Source organism: Methanosarcina sp. 2.H.T.1A.6 (assembly GCF_000979455.1).
GTDB lineage: Archaea > Halobacteriota > Methanosarcinia > Methanosarcinales > Methanosarcinaceae > Methanosarcina.
This window is the reverse complement of the sequence record NZ_JJOY01000048.1, coordinates 89876-111080: the sequence shown is the minus strand read 5'-3', so window position 1 is coordinate 111080 and position 21205 is coordinate 89876. Positions and strand designations below refer to the sequence as shown.

At 45.3% G+C, this 21205-nt stretch carries 13 protein-coding genes; 10 read left to right on the top strand and 3 right to left on the bottom strand.

Annotated elements, in window-relative coordinates:
* The first annotated feature begins 717 nt into the window (after nucleotides 1-717).
* The 8 genes from EO98_RS14300 to EO98_RS14265 all read left to right on the top strand — a co-directional run bounded on the left by EO98_RS14300 (nucleotide 718) and on the right by EO98_RS14265 (nucleotide 10341).
* The gene (locus EO98_RS14300) at nucleotides 718-2658 is read left to right on the top strand and encodes a proton-conducting transporter membrane subunit (RefSeq protein WP_235283464.1); all 1941 of its coding nucleotides are present in this window, start codon (nucleotides 718-720) and stop codon (nucleotides 2656-2658) included.
* Entirely contained in the window at nucleotides 2655-3596 is a 942-nt protein-coding gene (locus tag EO98_RS14295; protein ID WP_048137859.1) for a respiratory chain complex I subunit 1 family protein, read from the top strand. Before EO98_RS14300 ends, EO98_RS14295 begins: the two co-directional genes overlap by 4 nt.
* The gene (locus tag EO98_RS14290; protein ID WP_048137857.1) at nucleotides 3593-4279 is read left to right on the top strand and encodes a hydrogenase subunit; all 687 of its coding nucleotides are present in this window, start codon (nucleotides 3593-3595) and stop codon (nucleotides 4277-4279) included. The genes EO98_RS14295 and EO98_RS14290 overlap by 4 nt, the downstream gene beginning before the upstream one ends.
* The gene (locus tag EO98_RS14285) at nucleotides 4276-5826 is read left to right on the top strand and encodes a proton-conducting transporter membrane subunit (protein WP_048137855.1); all 1551 of its coding nucleotides are present in this window, start codon (nucleotides 4276-4278) and stop codon (nucleotides 5824-5826) included. Before EO98_RS14290 ends, EO98_RS14285 begins: the two co-directional genes overlap by 4 nt.
* Before the next feature lie 12 nt (nucleotides 5827-5838).
* Nucleotides 5839-7476, top strand: a complete 1638-nt coding sequence (locus EO98_RS14280) for an NADH-quinone oxidoreductase subunit C (RefSeq protein ID WP_048137854.1) — start codon at nucleotides 5839-5841, stop codon at nucleotides 7474-7476.
* A gap of 34 nt (nucleotides 7477-7510) precedes the next feature.
* Nucleotides 7511-8023 carry an NADH-quinone oxidoreductase subunit B family protein gene (locus EO98_RS14275; RefSeq protein ID WP_048131623.1) on the top strand — a complete coding sequence of 171 codons (513 nt, stop codon included), beginning with the start codon at nucleotides 7511-7513 and terminating at the stop codon, nucleotides 8021-8023.
* 204 nt (nucleotides 8024-8227) lie between these two features.
* A complete protein-coding gene (locus EO98_RS14270) occupies nucleotides 8228-9130 on the top strand; it encodes a class I SAM-dependent methyltransferase (protein ID WP_052734442.1) in 903 nt (300 codons plus the stop codon).
* 425 nt (nucleotides 9131-9555) lie between these two features.
* Nucleotides 9556-10341 carry a winged helix-turn-helix domain-containing protein gene (locus EO98_RS14265; protein WP_048137852.1) on the top strand — a complete coding sequence of 262 codons (786 nt, stop codon included), beginning with the start codon at nucleotides 9556-9558 and terminating at the stop codon, nucleotides 10339-10341.
* Nucleotides 10342-10703: 362 nt separating this feature from the next.
* Here the strand turns inward: EO98_RS14265 and EO98_RS14260 are convergent, their stop codons facing one another.
* The 3 genes from EO98_RS14260 to EO98_RS14250 form a co-directional block, all read right to left on the bottom strand.
* Nucleotides 10704-11069: a response regulator gene (locus tag EO98_RS14260; protein WP_048131625.1), complete on the bottom strand. Its 366-nt coding sequence runs from the start codon at nucleotides 11067-11069 to the stop codon at nucleotides 10704-10706.
* Nucleotides 11041-14124: a response regulator gene (locus EO98_RS14255; RefSeq protein WP_048137850.1), complete on the bottom strand. Its 3084-nt coding sequence runs from the start codon at nucleotides 14122-14124 to the stop codon at nucleotides 11041-11043. Before EO98_RS14255 ends, EO98_RS14260 begins: the two co-directional genes overlap by 29 nt.
* 425 nt (nucleotides 14125-14549) lie before the next feature.
* Nucleotides 14550-17399: a cation-transporting P-type ATPase gene (locus EO98_RS14250; RefSeq protein ID WP_048137848.1), complete on the bottom strand. Its 2850-nt coding sequence runs from the start codon at nucleotides 17397-17399 to the stop codon at nucleotides 14550-14552.
* Nucleotides 17400-17958: 559 nt separating this feature from the next.
* On the opposite strand from EO98_RS14250, the gene mtaA reads away from it, so the two are divergent.
* Entirely contained in the window at nucleotides 17959-18978 is a 1020-nt protein-coding gene (mtaA, locus tag EO98_RS14245) for a methylcobamide:CoM methyltransferase MtaA (RefSeq protein WP_200895258.1), read from the top strand.
* A 306-nt stretch (nucleotides 18979-19284) separates the two neighbouring features.
* Nucleotides 19285-20904 carry a methylamine methyltransferase corrinoid protein reductive activase gene (locus tag EO98_RS14240; RefSeq protein ID WP_048137844.1) on the top strand — a complete coding sequence of 540 codons (1620 nt, stop codon included), beginning with the start codon at nucleotides 19285-19287 and terminating at the stop codon, nucleotides 20902-20904.
* Nucleotides 20905-21205 lie beyond the last annotated feature (301 nt).

The window sequence follows — 21205 nt, the reverse complement described above, 5'->3', positions numbered from 1 at the left end:
AAGGAATAAAAACCAACATCATTACCACTGAAAGGTTACTGAAAGAAACAGATTTGAGAGTAGTCATACCAATCCATGCGTCCACGGATTAAAAATTAGTCTATTGAAACTGCTTTGCGCCTTTCTATATTCTGTACTTTTTTGTAGGCAACTGACGATAGTTTTGACTATGCCACAGATACGGCAATAAATTGCTGCACTTTCTTGCAGTACTTTGGGATGTTTAGGACATATGAAATATCCAGATAGAGTTTTGAACTTAAAAGTAATTCTGTTGAGAGCGGAATAGGCTGCGTAAGATTATTATAGTTCTGATTATTCCAATCCTCCTGTGATAAGAGTTAGATATCAGGAATTCCCTCTGGAGATACAAAAAAATAAATTATTTTATTGTGTTAAAGCCCCTGATTCTTTCCCTGTAGCGAAAATATATGTAATGAATAATAATTATTAATCAGTTCAATAAACTTTATAATGTAAATCTATATAATATTATGAAGTATTAGGCAGAAACGTTTCCGGGGAGAGTAAACCCGGATGAAATTTACGGTGGAATCTCAATACGAATTACAAAACTAACCCTATCATCTCATATACAGAGGATAGTTTCGAAAGTCTTGCTTTAAGCGGGATGGGATCTGGAAAGCCAGAACTCTCTACCCGGACTGATAAACTGTTTTCAGCTTTTCTTTTAGCTGCCGAATCTCGGTTTGAGGAGTGAATACATTGCTCGAAGCCTTAGTGTACGGTGCAATTGCCGCCCTTATATCCGGAACTGTCCTCCCTCTCCTGTACCGCAGTAAAAACACAAGAAAGACTTCTTTTGGCCTTTCTCTGATCTCATCAATCCTGCTTCTGGGTTTTGCAGGCGCGATCCTCTACACTGGAAAAGAGCCTGTATTTCCAGCCATTAGATATCTTCCGGGCCTGGATTTTACCCTTGCTGCAGACCGGCTCTCAGCCGGATTTATCCTGCTAATTGCAGCAGTCGTGCCCGGTGTTTCAATATATTCGGTAGAATATGTGGAACACGCTAAAAGTGAATCCAGGAAAAACCTGCAGACAGCCCTGACAAATCTCTTCATCCTTGCCATGCTTATGGTTGTACTTGCAGGCAATATGGTCATCTTCCTTATTTTCTGGGAAATAATGTCCCTTTCATCTCTCCTGCTTGTGCTTCACGACTATTCCTCTGAGGAAAATAAAAAAGCAGGCTTTTTCTACTTCGTGATGACCAACATCAGCACGGCGTTTCTTTTCGTGGGCTTCATAAGCCTCTTCAAGTTGACAGGCTCGGCCGAGTTCGGACCGCTTGAATACTCTGCAAGCGAGCTGGCTCTCCCCTTCCTCTCCCTTTTTATTGGTTTCGGGGTCAAGGCAGGACTTGTTCCTTTCCACAAATGGCTTCCCTATGCTCACCCTGCAGCCCCATCAAGTGTCTCGGCACTGATGTCCGGAGTCATGCTGAAGGTTGCAGTCTATGGCTTCCTGCGTTTCCTGCTCTCTGTCTTCACACCTGAACTCTGGTGGGGAGTACTCATCCTTACAGTAGGCAGCCTTTCAGCCCTCTTTGGGGTAATTTATGCCCTTAAGGAAAACGACATAAAAAGGCTCCTTGCCTACAGCAGCATTGAAAACATAGGAATCATTTTCACGGGAATAGGGCTTTATGTTATATTCAAAGTTGAAGGGCTTGAATCCCTCGCCCTGTTAAGCCTTGCCGGAGCCTGCTTCCATGCCTTTAACCATGCCCTCTTCAAAAGCCTGCTCTTCCTCTGTGCAGGCTCGATAGTCCATGCTACAGGCACAAGGAATATCGAAGCCTTCGGAGGCCTTGTAAAAACGATGCCTGTAACCTCAGCCCTTTTCATGATAGGTTCAGTCTCGATTGCAGCCCTGCCCCCAACAAACGGTTTTGCTGGTGAACTCCTGCTCTACCAGGCTTTCTTCCAGTCGTTTGCCGTAACTGACCCCCTTCTCACCGTATTTCTGATAACTGCTCTCTCAAGCTTTGCCCTTACCGGAGCACTGGCAGCTGCTCTTTTCGTAAAACTTTTCGGGATCACCTGTCTTGCCATGCCGCGTTCGGAAAAGAGCCGCCTTGCTGTAGAAGTCCAGAAACCCATGCTGATAGGATCCGCAGTGCCAGCAGCTCTCTGCATACTTGCAGGGCTTTTCTCAAAGCAGCTCCTTTCTCTTGCAGGCTGGGAGATTGAGTTCCCGGACCTGCTTTTGCTGGGGCTTCTGCTTGGGTTAATATACGCAGCCCTTTTCCTGATAATCCGTTCAAAAGAAACGAGCCCTGCCAGGATTAGCGAAACCTGGGGATGCGGAAGTCCGACCCTTGCCCCTTACATGGAATACAGCTCTGCAGGCTTTTCCGAGCCTCTTGTAATGATCTTCAAAAACATTTACAGGACAAAGATTGTGCACAAAGCTGAGTACCTCGACAAACAGGAAAGCCTCTTTAAAAACGGGAACGTGGAAATCCGCCTTCTTCGCTTCTTTGAAGAGTACCTTTACATCCCTCCTGCGCAGGCAATCGAGAGTTTTTCAAAATATGTTTCAAGCCTGCAGAACGGAAAACTTGACAGTTACGTCCTTTACGCCTTTCTGGCAGTAATTGCATTGATTATAGCAACCGGAGGCCTTGTATGAACACGTCGTTCCTGCTCTTTGCCCTCTTAAATCCGCTTTTTGCCCTGCTGGCAGCCCCTCTATACATGGCTCTGATCCGGAAGGTAAAGGCATACGCCCAGGGAAGAAAGGGCCCGAGGCTTTTTCAGGTTTATTACGATTTAAGAAAACTCATGAAGAAGGAAGCGGTCTATTCCCCTACCTCCTCCTGGGTCATGCGGTTTACCCCATACCTCAACCTTTCGACTCTGCTAGTTTGTTCCCTTTTCGTACCTCTGGTCTTTGTACCGGAACCTGCAGGAGGGCTGGGGAATATCATTGTCTTCCTGTACCTTCTTGCACTTGAAAGGTTCTTTACCGCCCTTGGCGGACTTGACGCAGGAAGTGCTTTCGGAGGCATGGGCAGTTCAAGGTCAATGAGCCTTGCAGCCGTGATCGAACCAACGATGGTAGTTGCTTTTGCAGCTCTGGCTTTTGTTCTGAAAAGCCTCAATCTGCACCATATGTTCGCACTTACTGCAGGCACGGTCCTTCCCATTAGCCCGACCCTTGTCCTGGTCTCAATCTCGCTCTTCATTATCCTGATCGTGGAGACCGGCAGGCTCCCTGTGGATAACCCGGCAACTCACCTTGAACTTACCATGATTAATGAGGCAATGATCCTTGAACAGACAGGAAAAAATCTTGCCCTGCTTGAACTTGCCCATGCTCTTAAACAGTTCCTGCTTATGGGGATATTGATTAACACAATTCTTCCAGTAGGGCTCAGTACTGAGATAGATGCCGGAAAAATTGCGGTCTCAGCCATTCTCTTCCTCCTGAAAGCAGGGCTGCTTGCAATAATAATCGGGCTCTTTGAATCAGCCCTTGCAAAGATGAGGCTCTTCAGGCTTCCTGCATTTTACGTGATGGCATTTTTCTTTTCAGCCCTTACCATCCTTATCGAGGTGTTTGCATGATTGACCCGCTCTTCCTTGAAGGCATAATAAAGGTCCTTTTCGTCTTTGTCCTTATCAGTGCAGGGCTGATCATCTCAACCCGCAACCTGAGTTCGGTCCTTACCACATACACAATCCAATCTTTCCTGCTATCTGCAGTCTCATTTCTCCTCTACATGATAGACGGAAAAGGTCAGCTTCTGCTGCTGGCAGGCCTGACCCTGGCAAGCAAGGTAATTCTTATTCCTTACTTTATCTCCAGAATAGAAGAGAAAATCAAAATCGGAAGAGACCTTCACTTTGCGTATCTGGAGCCTACTCCCTCTCTTCTGCTGAGCATAGGCCTTATCCTCCTCTCCTATACGTTCCTTTCAAGGGTCTTCGAAGGACTGCCCCTCTCGAGGCTCTTCTTCTTCGGGGCTGTGATAGGCCTTTCCCTGACCCTGATGGGCATGCTTGTGATGTTCAGCAGAAAAAAGGTAATCACAAAAGCGCTTGGCTACCTAAGCATGGAAAATGGGGTCCTGATGTTCGGGCTTTTTGTTACGGAGCTTCCCTTTATCATCGAAGTCCTGATTATAATCGACCTTATTATCCTGGTCATGCTGACCACTATTCTGGCTGTGGGGATGGACTCGAGCATTGAAGAATACAGGCAGAAATTCCGAAAACTGCAGATCTGGACAGGAGTGGAATCCCTGTGATCCGGTATTACCTGTTAGTAATGGGGATATTCCTGGCACTTGGTCTTATTCCAAAATCTCATAGACTCATGAATGCGCTTGCCGCAGGAAACGGCCTGCTGCACCTTGTCATGAGCTGCACAGCTCTGCTCATGTTTGACCTGCCAGGAAGGCTCGGAGAATCTCTCTATCTTGACCACCTTAACCTTTATGTGGAACTAATAACGGCCCTGGGATTTTCGGCGGCAGCCTTCTATGCCAGAGGGTATACCGACAGCCTTATGGAAGCGGGAGAACTTGACCCTAAAAACCTGAAGACCTTCTACCTTGCCTTCAATCTCCTGCTTGTTACATCCACTGTTGCGCTCTTTTCGGATAACCTGGCGCTTTTCTGGATCTTTGCAGAACTCACAACGGTCTGCGCTGCCATGCTTGTTGCAATTCTGTCAGCAAGGGAGAATATCGATGCAGCCTTAAAGTACGTCTTCATAGTCTCCGGAGCCATGCTCTTTGCTTTCCTCGGGCTGGTTTTCCTCTTCACCCTCTCTGAACAGACCCTCGGAGAGGGCACCCTCAACTGGACAGTACTGGCAGTTCATGCCTCTGAGTTTTCCCCTGCCCTTCTCCTTGCAAGCTTTACATTCACGTTCATAGGCTTCGGGGCAAAAGCAGGGGTAGCTCCTTTCCACACCTGGCTCCCGGACGCCTATGCAAGGGCACCTTCGGTAAGTGCAATTCTTTCAGGTTTAATGCAGAATCTGGGAATCTACGGAATTATCAGGATGTATGCCCTGCTTAGAGAGAGCAGTGCCGCCCCACAGGCGTCTTCTATCCTGATTGCAGCAGGGGTTTTCTCAATTGCTCTCGCTTCATTCAGCATGTTCCAGCAGAGGAATTTAAAGAGGCTGATAGCCTTCTCAAGTGTCGAGCATATGGGCCTTCTCCTCATAGGAATAGGGATCGGGACGCCTATTGCCCTTTTCTGGACTCTATATTACATGCTCGTCCATATCCTGGTAAAGGAAACTCTGCTGTTTTCCGCAGGCATTCTGCACAGGCAATACAGAAGCAATATGCGTGAAAATATGAAGGATGTCTTCAAACTCCAGCCCATGGCAGCCTGGTGCCTGATCCTTGGGAGCATTGCAATAGTAGGAATGCCGCCTTTTCCTCTCTTCCCGGCAAAATATTTCATCCTGCTGGAAAGTGCGATAGTTTCTCCCTACATGACCCTTGCAGTGCTGCTCATGCTCATCCTTGCAGCTGCATCCTTTGCAAACTTCCTGTTAAAAGCCTTCTCAAAAGTGACTGTAGAGGAAGAAAATGAAAAAGAGGAGCACAGACACATAACCAGGACTCCTGCAGGAACAGGAGAAAACGCAAAGGAACTCTCCACAGGAAAAGCAGGCTATGAGAAAAGCAGGCTTGCGGGTCAATATATGGTAAAGGATGGAATGAAGGTCCCAACGATCTTCATGCTGGCTCTTGCCCTTGCCCTTGGCTTTTATTTCCCGGATTCACTAAGGGATCTGCTTGATGCGATAATTCTTGAACTCGGGTATGTTTAAGGGGCGGTAAATATGGATATCAAAATGAATAAAGATACAGCGGAATTGCTTTCAATAATTTCGGGCATTGTAGAAGAAGAGCCCGAACTGCTCAATGCCCGTGAAAACGAAATATACCTGAGGCTTTCGGAAACCGGGTTTGAAGATGCGGCTCTTGCGCTTGCGGAAAGGAAGTTCAGCCTTATCGGGCTTTTTTGCGCAGAAGCCTTTGAAAAAAAGAGCGGATTTACCCTCTTTTATGTATTCAAACAGGCAGGACAGGCCCCTGCCCTTGTACTTGTCCGGGAGGCAGAAAAAGAAAAAGAGGTTCCCTCGGTTGCAGGAACCTTCCCCTCGGCTTCCTGGTTTGAGCGGGAAATTAGGGATGGTTTCGGGCTGGATTTTGCCGGTGCCCTTGATAACAGAAGGCTTTTCCTGCACGAGTGCTACCCCGAAGGCTTCCACCCTCTGCTAAAAACCTTCAAAAACGGGCCTATCCGCCCCTCTGAATTCCCCCGAAAAGAGTACAGGTTCAGGCAGGTTAAAGGCGAAGGTGTATACCAGATCCCTGTCGGGCCTGTGCATGCCGGAATAATCGAGCCGGGGCATTTCAGGTTCAGCGTGATAGGAGAGCCTATATTCAGCCTGGAAATCCGGCTTTTTTACAAGCACAGGGGAATAGAGAAACTGGCTGAAGGAAAAAGCCCCTCAGAATGCGTCGCTCTTGCCGAAGCAGTGAGCGGGGACGAAAGTATGGCAAATGCAACAGGGTTCTGTATGGCAGTAGAGCAGGTATGCGGAATAAAAGTACCTGAAAGGGCAGAACGCCTGCGGGCAATAATGCTTGAGCTCGAACGCGTTTATTCCCTGCTCGGAGACCTTGCTGGAATGGCTGTAGATGTAGGCTTTTCTCTTGTGGCAAGCCCCTTTTTAATACTGAGGGAAGAGGCATTCAGGCAGAACGAAAAACTGACAGGCTCAAGGTTCCTGCGCGGAATTACCATTCCCGGGGGGTTGAAAAAGGACATCCCCGATTCACTCCTGAACGACCTTCCTGCCTTCCTGGAAAAGTTTTCCAGGGCATTTGAAACTGCTTTCGAGAGGGCAATGTCTTCATCTTCACTTATTGACAGGTTTGCAACGACAGGCGTGATAAAAAAGGAACTTGTCTCTCCGCTTAACCTTACAGGCCCTCTTGCCAGAGCTTCAGGCTGTCCTGCCGACACCAGGCTCGACAGGCCCTATGGAGCCTATAAAGACTTTGCTCCGGAACTTTCAGTAAGGAAAATAGGGGATGTATTTTCCCGCTTTGAGGTAAAAGCCAATGAGATCCGTGCATCTGCGGACCTGATCCTGCGCCTCGCAGAAAAACTTCCACAGGGCCCCATATTTGCTGAAAGTACCGGATACGCCGGATACGCCGGGCATAATCTAAGAGAAGCCAATAGCCCTGGAGCTACAGGATATTCCCTTGCCCTTGTAGAAGCCCCAAGGGGACAGAACCTGCACTGGGTCTACATGAAAAACGGGATTGTTGACCGTTATAAGGTAAGAACGGCATCTTTCTGTAACTGGCAAGTTATAGAACATGCAGTACTCGGAAATATTGTTCCCGACTTTCCCCTGATCAACAAGAGCCTTAACCTCTCCTATGCAGGAACCGACCTTTGAATATACAAAAACTTAGGAAACACGAGGTATAATTATGGTAAACCCTCTTTCCCTCTTTCTCCGGCCCAAGGTTACGGAGACCTTTGAATTCCGGGATGAAGAATTGGAAGCCCTTGGAGCAGAAATCAAAAAAGAGATCCCGAAAGTTTTCGGGCACAGCCTTGCCATCCGCGAACTGGATTCAGGCAGTGACAATTCCACAGAGATTGAAATCTCAAACCTCGGAAATCCTCATTATGATGTTGAGAGGTTCGGGATCTCTTTTGTTGCTTCCCCGAGACACGCTGACGTCCTGATGGTTACGGGAGCAGTTACCCTTAACATGGCTGAAGCCGTGAAAAAAACCTATGAAGCCATGCCCTCCCCAAAATTTGTGGTAGCAGTGGGAGACGATGCCTGTGACGGCGGGATCTATAAGGGTTCTTACGCCGTACTCGGCGGGGTTGATAAAATCCTGCCTGTGGATATGAAAATTCCCGGGAACCCGCCCTCTCCGAAAGAAATCCTGAAAGGGATTTTTGCCCTTGTAAAAAACGCCTCCAAATAAAAGCATCCAATAATCGTGGAACTCCTTCTGCTTCTGGCAGAGGAGACTTCTTTTTTAGTGTTAAAACGTACTTTTTATTCCTCCCTCATCGGACTGCGAGTCTCTCAATTTCGGGAAAAAATATACCTGAGAACCTCAGGAAACCGGAAGAATACAGAGGAAAAAGTGAACTCCCAGAAAGGAGTAATCTCGAAGGGAGAACGCATGTCTGAAAGTTCGGGAAATCCAGATGCACAAACAAAACAGGAAGTATCTGCCGCCAAGAAGTGGCTTTCAGTTAAAGAAGCCGAAGCTCTTGGCTACTACGATTTCATGAGTTACCTGGGAGTGCCCTATTATCATACAGGCGGCCTTGTATCCACCAAAAAACTTGCAGAGTTATGCCGGATTGACAGGACGAAAAAAGTCCTGATGGTAGGCTGTGGAACCGGCTTTTCGGCCTGTTTCCTTGCCAGAAAAATCGGCTGTGAGGTGGTGGGAATTGATATTGCAGAACTTTCCATTGAGAAAGCAAAAGAACGGGCCAGAAGGCAGGGAGTTTCGGATAGGGTGAAGTTCAGGGTTGGGGACGCTTATGCCCTGCCCTTCGAAGCCGGGACTTTTGACGCAGTGATAACCGAGTTTGTGTCCCAGTTCCTGGACAAGGGCAGGGCCTTCAAAGAATTCGCGCGGGTCCTGAAACCGGAGGGCTACGTGGGAATCAACGAACTGTACAAAGAGGAGAGGATTCCCCCGAAAGCCGCTGAAGAAATCGCTTATGCAGAAAAAGTATTCAGGGAAATAACAGGGCTTCCCTTTTCCCCCTCCACGCCGGAAGAATGGAAAAAGGGACTTGAGGAAAGGGGGCTCAAAGATGTAAATATCCGAAAGTTCAGGCCTTCTCCAAGCCCTGGAGAAGTAAAAGCCCTTATGGAGGGGATGGGCGGAAGCTGGAAATTTTCCCGGTACTTTGCAGAGCTGATTTTGAAAATGGGAAAGTATTACCTGTTCAGCAGAACGATCCGGTACCGGTTCAACCGACTGGGAGAAGGCAAAAAAATCCTGCTCCGAAAAAAGTCAACATCAAAATATGTGGGTTACGTCCTTGCTACCGGAATAAAGGAATGAGAAAAGGATTAGAAAGACAGACAGAAAATAAAAAAGGCAAAGAGACGAGGGAGAAGAAAAATAGGAAGTGAAAAAGGCAGAGAAAAAGGAAAAAAAGGTGAAGAGTAAGGGAAATAGCAAAGAAAAAGGAAAATAGCAAAGAAAAAGGAAAATAGCAAAGAAAAAGAGCTTAACTTTAAAAAAGTAAGTGCTTTTTGGAAAAAAATATAAGGAAGCAACTGAAAAGTAGCGCATGAGTGTTGGCACTAAGTCCCCCTCACAGCTTTCTTCGGGGAGAAAGAAAGGACTTTTGCCAATAAAGGTTGCTTCCTGAAAAGAAGTCAACTACCCACTAAATCTAAAGATATAACGGGTTTCCTGCTGAAGGTTTATGAAGGAGAAACGATCCGGCATACTTGAGAAGCTTCTAGGGGAGATGGAGTAAAATGAAAATATCACTTATTGACCTGGCATTCCTATCTGAAAAAAGGAAAGATTTATTGCTCCTTCTGGAAGAAGGGCCCAAGACAGGCGACGAAATAAAAACAGCCCTTAACGTTACCTCGACTTCAATTATGCCCCAGATCAAGAAATTAAAGGAAGGGCGTCTGATCGTGCTGGATGAAAACAATGCCTACAGGCTCACGGATATGGGGGAAATAGTTGTTGAGAAGATGGAGCCTCTGCTTGATACGGTCAGGGTTTTCGAGGAAAACTACGATTACTGGATTAACCATGATTTTACCGCAATTCCTGAGCATCTTCTTAATAGGATTAATGAACTCGGAAATTACTTCATGCTTGAAGCCGATCTTAACCGGCTTTTCGAAGTTCCAGAAGACTTTAAGAAGAATCTTCTTGAGTCAAAACACATAAAAATGTTTCTTTCATATTTCAATCCCCTCCATATTGAAATCTATTCAGAGCTCGTAAGAAAAGAAGCAGAAATATGCCTTGTCCTGACAGAACCGGTCTTTGATAGAATGAAAAAGGATTATTTTGAAGACCTGAAGACTCTTGTAGAATCAAAGAATACGGAAGTATATATCTGTGACAAAAATGTAACACTTAAAGACGTCGTAACAGAACGTTTCTGCTCTCTTGTACTCTTTGATAAAAAAGGAAAATTTGACCATCAGCGGTTGATGAGCTTCGATGAAAGCGCACTTAAATGGTGCGAAGAGCTCTTTATATATTATAAAGAGATGTCCAGACGCCTGGAGAAAATATAATTTTTCACTGGTAATATGGTCTGTTTAAGACAGAAGTAGCATCTTTTTGAAACATAAGACTGAAGCCGAATAGAGACGAAAATCGAATCTGGACTGGAAATGGGATTCGGAAAAATACCTCAGCTCGAAATAGAAAAAATATCTTTCCGACTACAATAGTTTTCCAATGTTAGCTTACTTTTCCTGATGTCCTCTGCTTTCCAGACAGTAAATCTCTTTAGATTGTAAATATCGTCTCAGATTTCAAAGCTTCTAATTACCAGCGTGTTTGTGATATTTTTTGATATATTACCAATTTTTTAAATATATAAAATATAGATAATTAAATATATATTTTGAGCTTGCAGCTCTGTGTCCTCTCTTTAGTCTCCCAGATATTTATCGATAAGGGACCTGAACCTGTGGATATCTATGGGTTTTGAGATATAATCCACACATCCCATTTCGATAAAGTGTTCTTCACTTCCCTTCATAGCATGGGCTGTGACAGCTATCACTGGAATATCTGCAATAGCAGGGTTCTTTTTGATCCTGTCCATAACCTCAAGCCCATCCATTTTAGGAAGTTGCATATCGAGGAGGATAAGATCGAACTTTTTCTCAGCAAGGCGTTCAAGAGCCTTTATCCCGTCCTCAGCTTCTGTGACACGGTGGCCGTAAAACTCAAGGAGGTCCAGGATCAGTTCCATGTTCATGGGGTTATCTTCGACAATAAGAATTTCTTTCATCTTCACGCCTCTTCAGCATAGCTAATTGTTTTATCCTATTAATTAACTCTTTTCTTCCGAATGTACCCTTTTTAAGAATAGAAATAAAACGCTCCTTAAGTTCACCGTTCAGTTCTTCAATATTCTTCTCAGTAAACTCTCCTGCGGTACATACAATTAAAGGAATGTCTTTTGTCTTCTCATCTGCTCTCATGCGGGAAATTACCTCAAATCCACTTATTCCCGGCATCAGTAGATCGAGGATAAGAATATCTGGCTGCTGCTCGGAAAAGAGGCTGTCCAGACCTTCCTGCCCACTATAAGCCTTTACCACCTCAAAGCCTTCGGGTTCAATCATTGAACTCAGCAGTTCCACTGCATTATCATCGTCGTCAATGATAAGAATCCTTGGCTCTTCGAACCTGAACTTACCTGTGATCTCTCTTAAGGAATCCAGCAGTTCGATTCTTTTTACTGGCTTTGTAAAGGAATAAGTTGCCCCAAAGGCAATTCCCAGCTCGTTATTATCTGTCACTGAAATAATAAGTATGGGAATGCGGGCTGTCTCAGGATCGCTCTTCAGCTGTCTCAGGACACCCCAGCCGTTAGTATCAGGAAGGAAAACATCTAACGTGATAACATAAGGTTTCAGTTTCTTTGCAACGTATAAAACATCTTTTCCTCTATATAGAGAGGCTGTACTGTACCCGTCTTCCCTGAGAACAACTGAAATAAGTTCATTGGAATTCATCTCGTCATCAACTACGAGAACAAGATTCTGCGCTCCAATACTCTTTTCAGGAAGAAGTATCTCAGGAAGCTCGATTTCGTCCTGCAGGTCTTCGGCACACTCTTTCACGGAAAAGGTAGCTGCTTTATTCATTTCAAACTCAAGCATTAAATCGTCAATTTCCTTAGTATCGGCTTTTCGGGACTCAGGCGGTTTAGTGAGCGGAATTATAAACATAAAAGTACTGCCTTTCTCAAGTTCACTTTCAACCCAGATGTCTCCCTGGTGTAGATGTACAATTTTCTTCACGAGAGCAAGCCCAAGCCCTGTCCCGCAGTACTGCTTGGCGGATGATGCATCGATCTGAGTAAAGGGCTGGAAAAGTTTTTTCTGGTCTTCAGAAGAAATACCAATCCCTGTGTCCGTTACAGAAAAAATAGCTCGGTTTCCGCTTTTTTTACAGTGGACAGATATCTTGCCTCCTTCCGGGGTAAACTTGACCGCATTGCTTACAAGATTGTAAAGAATCTGAATAAAACGGTTTCTGTCGGCTTGAATAGCTGCAAAATCCGGTTCTACCTTAAAGCTTATTTCAAGAGATTTTACCTGGGTAAGAGGAGAAAGAGTAGCCTTCACCTCTTCGAAAACCGGGTCAATAGAAAACTCACTGTAGTGCAACTCCATTTTTCCGGCTTCTACTTTTGAGAGGTCAAGAATGTCATTTATAAGTCCCAGAAGATGTTTTCCGCTGGTAGAGATGTTATTAACATATCTCAGCTGTTTTCCGTTGAGTTCCCCAAAAACTCTCTCAAGCAGTATGTCTGAAAAACCAATGATGGAATTCAGAGGTGTCCGCAGTTCATGGCTCATATTGGCAAGGAACTCACTCTTTGTACAGCTGGCAGCCTCAGCTTCCAGTTTTGCCTGAAGGAGCTTCTCTTCAGAACGTTTGTATGCTGTAATATCGAGCCCTGTTTGCAGGACTCCGGTTACTCTTCCGTTATTATCCTTTATCAGATTTGCACGGATCATCCAGACTTTTCCGTCCGGAGTAACTACCTCTCCGAACTCCTCATTTCCGGATTCAAGCGCTTTTTGTGCAAAAGATTCTCCGGAAACAGCATCGGACATTGGAGAAAATTCCTCATATCTGTGCCCAATAATGTTTTCAAGCTTAAGACCTGCATGGTCCAGAGAAGCCCTGTTTGCCCAGACGATTCTCAGCTCAATATCCATAAAGATCACGAGTTCGCTGAGAGAGTTAAGAATAACCCTCTTCTCGTGTTCCTGAGCTTTAGATTTATCAGAATTTATTTTCAGACGATCAAGCATCCGGTTTATTCCTTCAGTTAACCTTGAGAGCTCATCATCCCCGTTCATAATACAATGTGCTGAGAAACTTTCGTCCTTCCCCACTTTTTCTACAAAATTATCAATGGCAACAATTCTGGATACTACCTCCCTATCAAGAAGGAACTTACAGACTGCTCCGACCATGAGACCTGAAAACAGGAGGAAGAGTACTATATACTTAAGGGACTTCCTGCCTTCTGCATAGATGTTCCTGTCAGCATCCGCCCGAACCATGACGGTTGGATTTCCGTTAAGGTCTTCGTGGATATAATAACCTGCTAACCTGTCCCCCTCTACAATATGTGTGAAACTCTCATTTCCATTTTCGAAAAAGACTTGCTGGAAATCAGGAGGCACGCTATCAGGACTGTAAAGCAAAACCGGATTTCCTGTAATTTTCTGGATGGACTCGACGAAACCGGAATCCAGATTCATCCCCAGGATTATTGTGCCGATTATTTCCCTGTTATCGTATGCAGCAGATACGGGACGGCAGGAAACAATTGCAGGTCCGTTTTTCAGCAGGAGCATCCCATTTAAAGGACTCATTTCCCCCCCGCAAAGAAGACTTCCAGCATTTATTTGTTGGTTGATTTCAGGAATTATTGAGTCATTAGAAGCATTACTGGCGTATATTGAATCCGAAACCTGGGAGTATATTATGTGCCCAGAACTATTTACAAAAAAAATGAAGTCGCATCCACTCAGGGTAAAAAGATCAGTGAGCACAGTTCTGCCAAGATCTTCTTGATTCTCACTTAGCATAAAAGCCCTGATGTCTTCCCTTGAAGAAAGGGCAGAGTTTGTCTCATCCAGTTGTATGATCTGGAAATCAATTACATTATGTATATTTTCCACTGTGCCAATTGCCTCTTTCTCCTCAAGGTCGGAAAAACTCGAGTAGAGGATATTCTGAGACGCAAAAATGACGAGCGAAGTAAGGAGGGCAAAAATGATATAGATAATAACAAAAATTTTTCTACTTACATTCATATTATGAACTCGGCTGGGTTGAAACAGAATAGGGGGGGTTAAAAAATAATTGTAGCAGATAGACTTGGGATGATAAATATATAAAATACTCCACATACATAGTATAAAAATTTATCCTGAGTCAGTAGTTAAAGGGAATAATAAGGCTTTATTATCAAAAAAACGGATATATAGCATATTTTATAAAAAAATATATTAAATAAGAAGCAAAAAAAAGAACTTGCCAAAAGTGTTAATTGTCACATAATTTACTATCATACTATCTCATAAGTTATGTATCAGCTTTCTCTTCCAGTATGTCAGCTTTCTTTTCCAACATGCCAGCTTTCTTTTCCGGCATGTCAGCTTTCTCTTCCAGCCTGCCTTTAAAAATACCCTTCTAGCCATTTTGAGTCCAGAGTAATTTATCCTCGGAAGTGACCGGATCACCATTTAAAGAATCTAGCTGCCCAGTTCACATTAGTTCTCAGGAGATATTTCCTCAGTTCATCGATCCCCAGGAGGAAAACCGCAAAAGGAACGGCGAGTAACATGTACCTGAGATCAATTGGAGCGGTGTTGAAGATAAGGTTAGCAAATGGATTCCAGATAATGAGGGCAAGAATCAGGAGTTCGCTTGCAATTCCCAGGAGAACCGGGCGGTTGCTGAACAGTCCCATTGAGAAGACAGACTGAAACCGGGTTCTTGAAGCAAACACATTAGCGATCTGGCAAATGATCACGGCGGAGAAGAAAGCGGTTATTGCCTGCATATAAAGGGGATTAGTGTTTGCAAGCTGCTCACCGAAACTCCAGCCCCCATCAAAAAGTACGGCAAAATAACAGAAGAAACCTGCAGCAGCCTCTATAGGCCCTTTTACTCCATAGGATGTCAAAAGCACCTGGGGAGTTAATAACTTTTCATTCCTTGGTCTGGGAGGCCTCTTCATAATATCTCCCTCTCCTTTTTCCACCCCCAGAGTAATGGCAGGAAGGATATCAGTCCCCAGGTCGATTGCCAGGATAAGCTGGACAGTCATAGGAAGGGGAATAGAAAGGAGAACAAAAGCTATGAAGGGCAGGATCTCGGGGATATTGCTTGTAAGGATGTAAACAATAAACTTTTTTATGTTATCAAAGACGGTTCTGCCCTCTTCTACAGCATTTACTATCGTAGCAAAATTGTCGTCCAGAAGCACCATGTCTGCGGCTTCGCGAGCCACATCCGTGCCGCTGCCCATAGCGACCCCCATATCGGCATTCTTGATAGCAGGAGCATCGTTTACCCCATCGCCGGTCATGGTCACGATCTCTCCTTCTGCCTGGAAGAGCTGTACAATTTTCAACTTCTGTACAGGAGAGGTTCGGGCAAAAACAATACTCGGGTTTTTAAGCCGGGAAGCAAGCTCTGTACGGGAGAGGGATTTCAGCTCGTCTCCGGTAATAATCTCAGGTTTTCCGGATACCGCAAGTCCTACATCCCTGGCAATTGACTCTGCGGTAACCGGGTGGTCACCTGTGATCATGACAACCTTGATCCCGGCAGCATGACATTTCGCAATAGCTTCTCTGGCTTCAGGGCGCGGTGGGTCTACAATCCCGATGAAACCCAGAAAAATAAAATCTCCGGTATACTCGTTCTGTGCTTCTGCCTGCCTGAACGCAAGGGCAATTATCCTTTCTCCTTTTTCTGCCAGCCTCAGGTGCCTTTCCAGAAGCTCTTTTTGCCTGGCATCATCCAGTTTTCGGATTTCTCCGGACTCCATAACTGACCCGCACATTTCCACAACCACTTCCGGAGCGCCTTTAAGGTATACCTCAAGTTTGCCTTCGGGAGTGCGGCAGACAACTTCCATGCGTCGGGTAAGGGAATCGAAAGGAAACTCCTCCAGCCTCGGATACTCTTGCTGGAGTTCTTTTACATCTACGAAACTGTTCGCAAAAACAAGAAGCGCACCTTCTGTCGGGTCGCCAGTGTATCCGGGAGGCGAGTCGTAAAGTTTCGCGTTATTGCAGAGCCCTGCAACCCTTATAAAAACCGGAGGAATCTTTTCCGGATTCCATACGGGATTTCCTGTAACAGGAACTCCTTTTGCGCCTGAGTAAGTACCTTTCTCCGCAAGACCTTTTTTTGTACCATCTTCTGCATCCTGCCCTGCAGAGCCTTCTTGAGAAAGGGAAGGTTTTTTAGGCTCCAGAGTTTCAAACCCTACGATAAGAGAATTTACTGCCATCCTGTTCTGAGTAAGGGTCCCGGTTTTGTCCGTGCAAATCACAGTAGTCGAGCCCAGGGTTTCCACAGACTCAAGCTGTTTTATAAGGGCATTCCGGGAGGCCATTCTTCGGGAAGCAAGGCTGAGGGCAAGCGTAACTGTGGGCAAAAGCCCTTCAGGAACATTGGCAACAATGATTCCTATGGCAAAGATAAGGCTTGCGAGAAAAATATTCTGGAGAAAGAATGCGAGCAGGAAAAAGGTAATTCCAAGGAAAATCGCAATTGCTGAAATAATCTTTATGAAATGGTTGAGTTCTTTTCGGATAGGGGTGTCCACGGATAATGTCTGCTCTGTAAGCGTTGCGAGGCTTCCGATCTGGGTATCCTGTCCAGTACCGAAAACAACGGCTTTACCGTTCCCGCTCTGTACGAGAGTTCCGGAAAAAACCATATTCCGGCATTCCAGCAGATTCGAATTAGTGCATTCAAGAGAACGCAACTGCGGCTCTGATTCCCCGGTCAGGGTTGAATTGTCCACTTTCAGGGAATTGGTTTCAATCAGACGCCCATCGGCAGGAACCTTATCCCCCTCTTCAATAAGGACAACATCCCCTGCCACAAGTTCCGAAGCCAGGACATCCCTTACTTTTCCATCCCTGAAGACCTTTGCATGAGGAGGTAGAAGCTGCCGGAAACTTTCCATTGTCTTTGCAGCCTGATACTCCTGCACAAACGTGAAAGTCCCGTTAAGGAGAACGACTGCGAAAAGAGCAACCCCTATATAGATATTTCCCTGCCCGGGATCAAGGTACTCGCCAAGAAAAGATAGAATCGCTCCTACGGTCAGCAGGACAGCGAAAAAATTACGGAACTGACGGACGTATCTCTTAAGTATGCTTTCCTTTCCGGCTTCTTCGAGGATATTTGGTCCGCATTCCTGAAGCCTTCGTGTAGCTTCCTGTTCATTGAGCCCGTTTTCGTCCGTTTCGAACCTTTTTAGAAATTCCGGAAGAGAAATAAGATGTTCATCGCCCCGCGGAGAGCATACCCTATTTGTATTTCCAGCCAATTCCTTTTCCATCCAATCCCCTATAGTTCAATGTGACGCAAGAATAAGAAACTTAACGTTACGAATCTGCCGAATTACTTCAAAAATCCAGAATAATCAATTATCCGAGGCTGGTATTTAATAGAGATTTTACCGATTACAGAACCGGATAGTAGAAAATAGAGGATGGAAAAAGATTGGAAGAAATGAAGAACCTGGATAATAGAGTTAAAATTAATTACATGATTTATTTAAAAAACGGCCAAAAAAAATTCTCGGCAATTAGCTTTTATAATTTGGTAACTAAAAAATATTCGTATCCTAACTCAATTGAGAAGCTAGAGAATTGTTTTTACTGCCATGATTCTCACTCCTGCTCAGGCGAGACAAAAAAGCTGATTCATAAGGCACTAGCTGGCTCCATTCATCAGTATAGAACTACAGTTTTTTAATAGATTTTGAACTCTGGATACTCTTGTCCAGAGTGTGAAACATTTTGGATTGAAAAGGTCTATATAATATTGTCAAGTAGACAATTAAATTGGAATAAAAATATATGTATAAGAATAGAAGTAAAAAAGGTATGACCGATATGAGCGAATTCACACTTAAAACAAGACTTTTAGCTGCCCTTGAAGGCAAGCCCGTTGACAAAACACCAGTTTGTTCCGTGACCCAGACGGGGATTGTAGAACTTATGGATGAAGTCGGAGCCCCCTGGCCTGAATCCCACACCAGCCCTGAACTTATGGCAAAGCTGGCACTCGCCAACCACGAGCTCAGCGGACTTGAAGCTGTAAGGGTTCCCTACTGCCTTACCGTCCTGGTCGAGGCCATGGGCTGTGAGATCAATATGGGTACCAAGAACAGGCAGCCCTCCGTCACCGGTCACCCCTACCCCAAAGAAATTGAAGGCGCAACAATCCCTGCAGACCTCCTTCAGAGAGGCAGAATTCCAGCAGTACTTGAAGCAATCAAGATCGTCAGGGAAAAAGTAGGTCCTGATGTGCCAATCGTTGGCGGTATGGAAGGCCCTATCACAGTCGCTTCCGACCTTATAAGTGTAAAATCCTTCATGAAATGGTCCATCAAAAAACCTGAACTCTTCGAACAGGCCCTGGACCTCGCAACTGAAGCCTCAATCATCTATGCAAACGCAATGGTCGAAGCAGGTGCAGACGTTATTGCCATTGCAGACCCTGTCGCTTCCCCTGACCTCATGAGCCCTGACTCCTTCAAGCAGTATCTCCAGCCAAGGCTGCAGAAGTTCTCCGCCAATGTGAACTCCGTAACCATCCTTCACATCTGTGGAAACGTGAACGCAGTTCTCGACTATATGGCAGACTGCGGATTTGAAGGCCTCAGCGTTGAAGAAAAAATCGGCAGCGTAAAGAAGGCAAAGGAAATCATCGGAACCAGAGCAAGGTTAGTAGGAAACATCTCCAGTCCGTTCACCCTGCTGCCCGGACCTGTTGACAAGATCAACGCCGAAGCCAAGCAGGCTCTTGCAGACGGTATCGATGTACTCGCACCAGGCTGTGGAATTGCACCCATGACCCCTCTCGAGAACATCAAAGCCATGGTCGCAGCAAGAGACGAATACTACGCCTGAAAAGGCACAAACTTTCTTTATTTTTTAGGGGCAAATCCCGGAGCTCTAAAACAATTAGAACTTCGGGATTTTCTGTCCCGATTCATATTTTTTTTACTTTTCCAGGAAGGGACCTCAGGAATGAGGAGATCCGGAACCGGGTCCCTAACAGGCTGTTATTTTAGGAAGCTAGATCCAGGCAAGTGATTCAGCAAAACTTACCGGAACAGCTTATTCGCCATAAAACTTATTGAAATTTATTAAAAATAACAAATGCTGAGATAATTAGTTGAGTAAGTCTTAAACTTTTTTGGAGGAGGTTAAGATATGAAAACAGGAGTTGCAATTGACCTGGGAACCAGCGGATTCAGGGCCCAGAAAATTGACCTGGAAAACAGCAAGATTAAGAAAACCGTGATAACTCTCCGGAACCCCCTGCCGGGAGCAAACGTAATGGACCACCTTGACTTTGCAATCCATTACGGGCTTGACAAAGCCCATGGGCTCTCGGCAACAGCAGTAAAAAATATAATTACGGAACTCGGAGTAAAACCTGAAGAGATGGAGAAGTTATCAATCTGCGGAAACCCTATCCAGCTCTCTATCTTTCAGGAAATTCCCATTGAAGACCTGGCATACGCAGGCGAGCGTAAGAAACAGAAGTATCATATTGAGGAACAAAACAGAGACGCTCGAATCATACCTCTGACCGAAATCGAGGGATTTGAGGAGTTTAAGAACTGCAAACTGTTTGTGCCCCCCTCCATAAAACACGAGGTTGGAGCCGATGCACTTGCCCTTATAGTAAAGGCAGGCATGATCGAGAGTGATGAGATTGCGATCGCTACGGACTACGGGACAAACGCCGAAATGGCCCTGAAATCAAACGGGATTATTTACACCGGATCGGCTGCTGCCGGTCCAGCTCTCGAAGGTCAGGAAATCGAATGCGGGTCCATTGCATCCCCGCATACCATCTGCGATGTCGAATTTGAAGGAGAAAACCTGCGCTGTTACGTGCTCGACAGGGATATGAAAACAGCCATGGGAGACCTCGTAAACCCGAAGACAGGGGATGTTGTGGAAAAGGGTGAGGTCACTGCAAAAGGCATTACAGGGACAGGAGTTATTGCCCTTATCGAAGCCGGGATAAGGAACAAACTAATAGTTCTGCCAAAAATTAAGACTCCTGAGGGCATCATTCACCTTCAGGATGGGATCAAGTTTACGGATAAAGACCTTATAGCGGCCGGAAGAGCCATAGGGGCACTCAGGGCAGGGCACATTACCCTCTGTGCAGCTGCAGGCATTGGGATGGAAGACCTCAAGATAGCTCACATGTCAGGAGCTGCCGGGACTTACATGGATGCCGCAAAAGCCCACCAGGTAGGAATGATCCCTTACAACGCAAATTATGTCTCCCAGATAGGGAACACTTCCCTGACTGTTGCCCGGGAAATCCTGCTTTCTGAAGACAGGCTCCGGGAACTGCAGGCAATTGCAAAGGAAATCCTGGGCACGCATGTGATGTTCGCAACCTCCGAGGCCTTTAAGGAAGCATATATGCTTGAACTTGCCTACTGGAACGAGGGTATGGCATTCAAGATGCTACAGAAGTTCCTGAAAAAGAAAAGTCTCCCCATGATCAGCGAGCCTTCAACGAACCTTAAAATCGACCGCCAGGTTGAAAGAGATATTCCTGAACTCGGAGAAGAAGGACTTGAAGTGCTTGAAAAAGTCGGGACCTACCTTACCATGGTCATCGAAAACTGCACAGGTTGCAAACAGTGTGCAAAAGTATGCCCCAACGGAGCTCTCAGGATGGAAGACAACGGGACTGTAAAAATAAGGACCGACCTCTGTGACGGAGCAAACTGCCAGCGCTGCCTGCATGCCTGCCCGGATGACAGGTTCAAATGGGAAAACCTGACTGTTGCAGGCAACTGAGAAGGAAAAAAGAAGGTAAGAAAAACTTATTAAAACTGAAATAAAGTAGAATGCCCGTGAACTAAAGTTTGCGGGCTTACTGCTTCATTTTCCGTGGTCAGAAGATGTCGAGTGAGTGAACTACTCCTAGCTAAAGCAGAGGAGCTTTCTCCCTTCTTTCTCGTAAATATTTACCTTCAAAACTAGAGTTATTTTTTGTTTGTACCCACGAAGTTTGTTCAGTTGCTTTTGATTTTTGACTTTATTATGTCTCTTTTAATTTTTGACTTTTTTACTATGAAAGCCAGGATAAACCCGGAGG

What these genes read in the sequence shown, in the direction of transcription:
- EO98_RS14270 (WP_052734442.1), top strand. Translation starts at nt 8,228, where the DNA reads ATGTCTGAAAGTTCGGGAAATCCAGATGCACAAACAAAACAGGAAGTA.
- EO98_RS14240 (WP_048137844.1), top strand. Translation starts at nt 19,285, where the DNA reads ATGAAAACAGGAGTTGCAATTGACCTGGGAACCAGCGGATTCAGGGCC.
- EO98_RS14280 (WP_048137854.1), top strand. Translation starts at nt 5,839, where the DNA reads ATGGATATCAAAATGAATAAAGATACAGCGGAATTGCTTTCAATAATT.
- EO98_RS14275 (WP_048131623.1), top strand. Translation starts at nt 7,511, where the DNA reads ATGGTAAACCCTCTTTCCCTCTTTCTCCGGCCCAAGGTTACGGAGACC.
- EO98_RS14295 (WP_048137859.1), top strand. Translation starts at nt 2,655, where the DNA reads ATGAACACGTCGTTCCTGCTCTTTGCCCTCTTAAATCCGCTTTTTGCC.
- EO98_RS14260 (WP_048131625.1), bottom strand. Translation starts at nt 11,069, where the DNA reads ATGAAAGAAATTCTTATTGTCGAAGATAACCCCATGAACATGGAACTG.
- EO98_RS14255 (WP_048137850.1), bottom strand. Translation starts at nt 14,124, where the DNA reads ATGAATGTAAGTAGAAAAATTTTTGTTATTATCTATATCATTTTTGCC.
- EO98_RS14290 (WP_048137857.1), top strand. Translation starts at nt 3,593, where the DNA reads ATGATTGACCCGCTCTTCCTTGAAGGCATAATAAAGGTCCTTTTCGTC.
- mtaA (WP_200895258.1), top strand. Translation starts at nt 17,959, where the DNA reads ATGAGCGAATTCACACTTAAAACAAGACTTTTAGCTGCCCTTGAAGGC.
- EO98_RS14250 (WP_048137848.1), bottom strand. Translation starts at nt 17,399, where the DNA reads ATGGAAAAGGAATTGGCTGGAAATACAAATAGGGTATGCTCTCCGCGG.
- EO98_RS14265 (WP_048137852.1), top strand. Translation starts at nt 9,556, where the DNA reads ATGAAAATATCACTTATTGACCTGGCATTCCTATCTGAAAAAAGGAAA.